6 protein-coding genes are annotated in these 5,439 nt (G+C 53.7%); 4 read left to right on the forward strand and 2 right to left on the reverse strand.

The genetic code is table 11. The annotated features are described in order from the left end of the window. Positions 1–351: 351 nt before the first annotated feature. Positions 352–1,656: a hypothetical protein gene (locus WKI84_RS12780; protein ID WP_337863946.1), complete on the reverse strand. Its 1,305-nt coding sequence runs from the start codon at positions 1,654–1,656 to the stop codon at positions 352–354. 366 nt (positions 1,657–2,022) lie between these two features. Here WKI84_RS12780 and WKI84_RS12785 point away from each other — a divergent pair, with 366 nt between their 5' ends. The 4 genes from WKI84_RS12785 (at position 2,023) to WKI84_RS12800 (ending at position 4,745) form a co-directional block, all read left to right on the forward strand. Then, the gene (locus tag WKI84_RS12785) at positions 2,023–2,154 is read left to right on the forward strand and encodes a hypothetical protein (RefSeq protein ID WP_337863947.1); all 132 of its coding nucleotides are present in this window, start codon (positions 2,023–2,025) and stop codon (positions 2,152–2,154) included. A gap of 337 nt (positions 2,155–2,491) precedes the next feature. After that, positions 2,492–2,944 carry an archaellin/type IV pilin N-terminal domain-containing protein gene (locus tag WKI84_RS12790; protein WP_337863948.1) on the forward strand — a complete coding sequence of 151 codons (453 nt, stop codon included), beginning with the start codon at positions 2,492–2,494 and terminating at the stop codon, positions 2,942–2,944. Positions 2,945–2,992: 48 nt separating this feature from the next. Beyond that, positions 2,993–4,453: a hypothetical protein gene (locus tag WKI84_RS12795; protein WP_337863949.1), complete on the forward strand. Its 1,461-nt coding sequence runs from the start codon at positions 2,993–2,995 to the stop codon at positions 4,451–4,453. A gap of 100 nt (positions 4,454–4,553) precedes the next feature. After that, entirely contained in the window at positions 4,554–4,745 is a 192-nt protein-coding gene (locus WKI84_RS12800; RefSeq protein WP_337863950.1) for a hypothetical protein, read from the forward strand. A 47-nt stretch (positions 4,746–4,792) separates the two neighbouring features. On the opposite strand, the gene WKI84_RS12805 is transcribed toward WKI84_RS12800, so the two are convergent. Then, positions 4,793–5,197, reverse strand: coding sequence for a hypothetical protein (locus tag WKI84_RS12805; RefSeq protein ID WP_337863951.1), 405 nt, complete (start codon positions 5,195–5,197; stop codon positions 4,793–4,795). Positions 5,198–5,439 lie beyond the last annotated feature (242 nt).

Raw genomic sequence — 5,439 nt, forward strand, 5'->3', positions numbered from 1 at the left:
ACTGTTCAGTAAAATGAGATAGACACGGTTTACTCGGGAAAACGCAAACAGTCAGCTAGTTTATGTCGGAAGCTCCTCACAGAAAGTGGCGAAGGCATACCAAGATGCATATGAAGTTGAGATTCTGTCTGGAAGGGACCTCAGAAGAAAGGCAAAGGATTTATGACATTAAACAACAGAGTTAATTTGCATCCTATAGGAAACGTTGCCTTGGGTGGGAACGTTTCCACAAATAACATATCATAGTCTAGTTTATTAATTTTGCTAGCATTTTATCCCTCAATTCTGTAAGCCATATTGAAACCTGAGATGTCTACCAATATCTGACAATCTGAAAGTGCCGAGGAAATCTTATTGTCTGGCCGGTGCTTTGACGCGCAATGGCGTCAAGATTACAGGGTCCCATAGACCGCGCCGGACAGATTCGCCAACATACGCTTGCAAGACCTCCCACATTAGCATGAGTGGCTGTCTCTCGAGCCATAACACCATAAAGTCCTTGCCGGTATTTTGTGCAGCGTTCTTGAGGTATGCTCGGAAAGTCTCGTATACCTTGTTTTTGATTTCGGCGGCCTCTTCCCATTTGCCTGCAAGTATGAGTTCGGTCCATTCGATGCGTTTGTTAATGTACGGTACGCCGCCCTCGTATCTGACCCAACTGGAGTTATCAATATTTGCAGTCCTTTCCACCTGCAAGGCTTCTGAAGCATGTTCAGGTGATAGTATTATCCTCGGCTCGGTCTTGTCTATGCTTTCACCTAACCCTATTACATTACCAGCCACGTCAGCCAAGAAAACCTGGTTTTCTAGGTGGGCTTCCAGCGCGTCGGGTACATAGTTTATCTTTTGCATCATTTTGACATACTGGGTTGCCAGCGCGTCGGCCGTCCATTCTGGATAAAGGTTGTCAAGCTCCGGGTGCTTTGCGACATGTCTTTCAATGGCAGATGATGCCATCACATAGCGCAGTATCCAGAACCGCTCCGGGGCTCCACCACCTGTGAGCTCTGGCATCGGCACAGCAGGGTCCTGCTCCATCCTCCCCCTTGCCTTCCTGAAGAGTATCAGCTCATTCAGCGTGTTCTTGAAAAAGTGCTCCCTGAGGTTTATCTTCATCATCTGCTCCTTTGGCCATCCCATGGAAAGGGTGTCAGCTGTGAGCACGTTCCAGGCGTCCTCTTCGTCAAACAGGTTCCATCCCATTATTTTGTTCAATGCATATTCCAGCAGCCAATTGTTCTTGCCGGCCTCAAAGAATCCCCATCCGGATACGCCGTTGACATCCCAAACGACGTTGACGCCATTCCTCTTGGTCAGCCTCCCGGCCTTGTGGGCCCTGTGCCACCCGAGCATGTCGTTTCCAAGCACCATTCGCACCAGCGGCCCTGCCTTGTCGTCAACAAACGTGAAAGTGTCAGGTATGTTTTTGCCCGGCATACGCCATGCAGGAAAGCCGGCGCGCTTTGCCGTCTCGTCGTCTTTGAAGCCTTCGATTCGTATGACACCATTGCCGTTGAATGGTACCTTGCCGTGGACGCCTTCCACCTTGGCCGGCATCTCAATCGGGAGAATGAAATGCTCGCCCTCTTTTATGATGTTCCGGCCGGCCTTGCTATACCCAGTGTCACGGATCTTGCTGATTTCTTCGTGCGCCATGTAAATTTACTTCCCTACGACCATAATAATGGCAGTTCTCTTACTTAAGATTAATCAGAGGTTCGGTGGGAGCAATGCTGCATGTGTGGATTATTGACAATTCGGTCCGTCGGCATACAAATGGTACAAAATGGATCACTTGTATGCAGGTCCGTCGGCATACAAATGGTACAAAATGGATCACTTGTATGCAGGTCCGTCGGCATACAAATGGTACAAAATGGATCACTTGTATGCCGATCAGGTAGGTTTCGTGGACTGTAAATGGCGTTATATGGCAATACTAGCCATTCAGTGCCTTGAGGTTGGGTACGGCAACAAATGGCTGAGGGCATGGTAGAAGAGGGTCGTGAACAATCTGGGCTGATGACCTGTTTCAAGAACCCGGCCCATCCTTGTTTCCAGTTCCAGACCGAATCTATCGACATTTTCGGGGTAATCGAGTTGCGCATAGTCCTTCCATCATACTACTACTGCTACTACTACTGCTACTACTAGTTACCTTTAAGTCTAGGGCATGGAGTAGTAATTACGAAATGAAAGAGCGTTCCGCATCATTACACGGAGACCGCGCATCAGGCGACTGCCCCGGTCACCGGCCGGAATTGGTAGCCGACGGCGAGTACGTCTGCACCCTGTGTGCTGCCGTGCTTTCCGACGGCTGCGACGGCCCGACGTTGCGGAATATGACGCGGTGGCAAGTGCGCGCGTCACCATCGGCCAGAAGTACAACGCCATAATTACAGCTACCGGGGGCGCAGGCTCCTCCACGGTCACAATACCGGTATTTGTCCGGTGACTTGACCCGTTATATGGGCGCAGATTCTCTGGTAGCATGAGAAAGTTACGTGCAATCTCGCCGGCCATCGCGACGATAGCGCTCATCGGCATAGCGGTGGTGGCTTCAGCGGCTGTCGGGTCGTACGCCATGAACCAGTCGTCAACTCTAAAACAGGACCTCAGCGCAGACCTGACAGAGGTACACCTGGTGCAGCTGAGGAAGGGCACCTGCGAGTGGAACTGGGGGCTTTCACTCAAGAACACCGGCACCCTCCCTATCACGTACATTGACGGTCGGATAAGGCAGAATAACGGCAATGACTGGTGGATTGGCGGCTGGACACCGGACGGGGCCGCAGCCCCGGGCGAGATGAGAAGGGTCTCGGCCGACGGGTGCGCCGACATCACCGCGGGCAGGAGCTACCAGGCGTGGATCCAGATATACTACCACGGCCCGCAGCTGCAGAGCAAATTGTACACGCGGACCATAGTCGCCGAAGGGCTGTGAGTTACTGTTCTCCCTTTTTACGGCTTCACCAGGAATTTCGTGTAGAGCATGAATCCCGTGATAATTGCAGCTGCGGCCATATCCTTGCTGGCGGTGGGCGCGGTCTCGATGACATCCCTTTCCGCGCAGCAGGCCGCAAACAGCGCCGGCATGCAAAGGATGGACCTTGAGCGGGACAGGCTGTACGAGCAGACAAACGCTTACATCTCTTCTGTGGCCACTTCTGGCTCAAACACCATCGCAACTGTAAAGAACACCGGCTCTTCTGCGCTGACAGTCGACCACTGCCTTGCAGTATCTCCACTTGCAAACAGCATCAGACCCGCCGCTGCAAAGACAGCAGTAGGACAGACAGTCAAATCAGGAAGCGCGATTGACGTCACACTCTCAGGCATTGTTTCAGCCGACAATATCAAGTGCGTGACATCAAAGGGCACAGTCCTGCCGGTCAGGATTGCATCTGCGGCCACCAATGGCGGCCTCGTGGACCCCGCAGACTATATCGATTCATTTGCAGTAACGGCGGGCTTGACTGTAGCGTCCAACGAGCACTTTACAAACAGCGCGTACACCCCGTGGGCAAAGCCTTCGCCACCCGCAAAGGGGACGGGCAGCCTTACCTACTACATCCCGGTCGCAAAGCCCATAACCGTGAATTATGTGGCCAGGGAGGCGCCCGATGGCACAATTGTGACTCTGGTTCCTGACGGTTCCAGCATCCAGTACAGCGCAGGCCAGACAATCCCGGTGACTATAGCAGGTCCGACAAACAAGGTAACTGTCAAGTTTACACCTCCGGGAAACACTGACCAGCTCACCGCGACTGTCAGGCCCAGTTTTGTCGAGATATCCGCGCTTTCTGGGAACACCAAAACCAGTTCTGGCTCGGCCACGACAGGGGTAGCTTTCGGTTACTACGTCGACCCCGCATACAACAGGTGGTACGACGGCTACGTGGCGATTTATTCTGGCACTGCGGGCTTGATAGGCGCAAACGGCTGGATATTCCCTCTGCCTCCGCCGCAGTATTGCGTAGGCGGAAGCACATCCATGGACGGCAAAGTCCACTGCTCCCGAACCTATACCACCCTTTACTCGAGCCCTGAAATCGTGCAGACATATTCGTTCCCGGCGCCCAAGTCCACGGTCAAAGTTACGCTGTACTACGACGCCAGCGCCAGGGATTACGCGACGAACTGCCACGTCTATGGATGCCCTTTCTCCATGAGTTCGACGCTTGACCTCGGGGCTGGCGGCAGCCTCAGCATCCCTGTGGCCTATAACACCCCATACTCTGGCTACCGCAGCGACACAATAGAAGGAAGCAAGTCCGGCACAGTTACTTTCATGCTGACCGGCCTTACGCCCGGCCAGCAGGTGGACATCCCTGTCAAGCTATTGTCCAGCATCAGCTCAGAGAGCGCCACAGTGTATGTTGGCAATGGCCGGTACGTGAAGGGCGACATCAACTACACCGCGAGCCTGAGCACGCAGCTGTTCATCGACTGACTTGACGGCAGGCTCAACCTGCGTCCCGCCTTTTCCGTTTCGAATCCGGTTTGGCTTTGCAAACTTTAAGAACACGGGAGACAACCGATAGCTGACCTGAATGGCCAAAGCAAAGAAGGCAACGGCGAAAACAAAGAAGACTGCGAAATCAAAGGCAAAGGGAAAAGCAAAGGCGAGGACTGTCAAGCAAAAAGCTGCTCCGAAGCCTGCTGCAGCGGAGACTGCCGCGACCACCGCAGAGCAAGCCCCGCAGGCCGCGTCTGCGGCGGGTGAGGGAGAGGCGACAAAATAGCGGCTCGTGCGGCCTGCACTGCGTCCCGCATTTTTTCCGTTTTCGTTTCAGGCGACCCTATAGACTGCAAAATTCTCAGATATCAGGACTGCAGAGGTCAGCGAGCTTGGCGCAAGCGCAATCGTGCCCGCACCAACTGGCAGTTTAGATACAGTCTGGCCGGACTGGTTCAGCAATCGGTATGCGACTGGATTACCGGTGCTGCCATCATACGCGAACTTGATGCCGATCTCGCGCCCCGAGTTGTTCATAACGTCTACGCAAAACTCGCCGCAAGTGTAGGTAGCCGTGACACTCACCGATTCGCTCAGCATCAGGACCTGCCTCTGTGCCTGGTCGTTGATGCGCGCCGTAGTCGACTGGGCGGCCGAAGCCATGTAACCTGCGATAAGAGCGCTAGCCGCTATGGTTGCAGCCGACAACATTATGAATGCGACAACTTCGCTCACCATGGTTATTCGCTTCCCTTCCTGTACGCTCCTATTATGGTCCGGATTTCTTCCCTGAATGCATAGACGCCCACAGCTGCCGCACTGGAAAGCACGAGTACAGCAAGGGGAGTAAAGTCAGTGACATAGACCGCAGCCAGGGTGGCGTCGCTGTCGCCGGCTACTACATCTTGGGCCGGACCCCTTAAAATTAGACACACCCGGCAAGGGGTACCTGGATAAGCTGGGTACCACTAAAAAGAAGG

The sequence above is a fragment of the Nitrososphaera sp. genome, from assembly GCF_037447015.1.
Lineage (GTDB): Archaea > Thermoproteota > Nitrososphaeria > Nitrososphaerales > Nitrososphaeraceae > Nitrososphaera.

Coding starts and splice junctions, on each gene's coding strand:
- WKI84_RS12780 (WP_337863946.1), bottom strand. CDS start 1,656: ATGGCGCACGAAGAAATCAGCAAGATCCGTGACACTGGGTATAGCAAG.
- WKI84_RS12785 (WP_337863947.1), top strand. CDS start 2,023: ATGACCTGTTTCAAGAACCCGGCCCATCCTTGTTTCCAGTTCCAGACC.
- WKI84_RS12790 (WP_337863948.1), top strand. CDS start 2,492: ATGAGAAAGTTACGTGCAATCTCGCCGGCCATCGCGACGATAGCGCTC.
- WKI84_RS12795 (WP_337863949.1), top strand. CDS start 2,993: ATGAATCCCGTGATAATTGCAGCTGCGGCCATATCCTTGCTGGCGGTG.
- WKI84_RS12800 (WP_337863950.1), top strand. CDS start 4,554: ATGGCCAAAGCAAAGAAGGCAACGGCGAAAACAAAGAAGACTGCGAAA.
- WKI84_RS12805 (WP_337863951.1), bottom strand. CDS start 5,197: ATGGTGAGCGAAGTTGTCGCATTCATAATGTTGTCGGCTGCAACCATA.